Genomic DNA, 1,106 nt, shown 5'->3' on the forward strand with positions numbered 1-1,106 from the left:
TTAAAGAAGTTATCCGTAACGCCAACCTGTTCAATGCCCAGCACCTCTTGCCAGATAGTGCACAATACTCGCTCAGTGTCCGTTCTTGGTGCAACATACTCATGTTGACCAGCCCCCATACTCGGCGTCGGTAGCTCTCTCACATTAACTTTCCCCCCCGCTGTGAGCGGAAATGACGACATCATTTCAAAAGCCGCTGGCATCATGTAGTCCGGTAGACTCTCTTCTATCAAATATTCCAAACCATCACTGTCTTCTGTCGTCAATAGCTCGCTTACAATATACGCGACCAATTGTTGCTCACCCATCGCGCCAGTAAAACTACACACCAACACATCACTTACATCTGGATGCTGCAACAACACTCGCTCTATCTCGTCTGGCTCGACACGGTATCCGCGTATCTTTAATTGACGATCCTTACGACCTATAAATTCAAGCTGACCTTCTGAGCGCCAGCGTACCATGTCTCCAGTGCAATACAGACGCTGCCCAGCTTCATATGGAGAATCAACAAATTTCTCTGCCGTTAATTCATCACGATTTAGGTAACCCCGAGCTACACCAGCACCACCTATATACAGCTCTCCGACCGTACCAATCGGACACTCTACCAAGGCATCGGAAAGTACATACAATTTTGTATTCGCCGTGCCTCGCCCTATATGTAATACATCATCGATAACGCCATAACTACTGTTTACCGTCGCTTCTGTGGGACCATAAGCATTGATCCAGCGAACATCACGAGTATCACTGTATTGCGAAACCCTAGTAAATAACTCTTCACTTATCTGATCTCCACTCAGGATAAGATTCACCGCAAGTTCGCTTTGTGCCAACGGCTCTAGTACCGCCTGCATCAATAACGGCGTGGTGTTCAATACTTCAATCTCATACATGCCTAACAAAGAAACAATGGCCGACGGATCTTTACTCTGTTCGTCGGAGGCAAGCACTACAGTGCGACCATGACAAAGACTCATCACTCCTTTAAGAGACGCATCAAAAACATAATTAGTCAGCCACAACCAAGGAGAATACGCCGACACCTCTAAATCAGACAACTGAGCTTCTAGCTCTACACCAAAAGACACCACCGAACG

At 46.8% G+C, this 1,106-nt stretch carries 1 protein-coding gene; it reads right to left on the bottom strand.

The features are described from left to right. The coding region (locus J8L71_RS18325; protein ID WP_211001797.1) for an AMP-binding protein at positions 1–1,106 on the bottom strand (1,106 nt) is incomplete at both ends.

Source organism: Pseudoalteromonas sp. MMG007 (genome assembly GCF_018100985.1).
Taxonomy (GTDB): domain Bacteria; phylum Pseudomonadota; class Gammaproteobacteria; order Enterobacterales; family Alteromonadaceae; genus Pseudoalteromonas.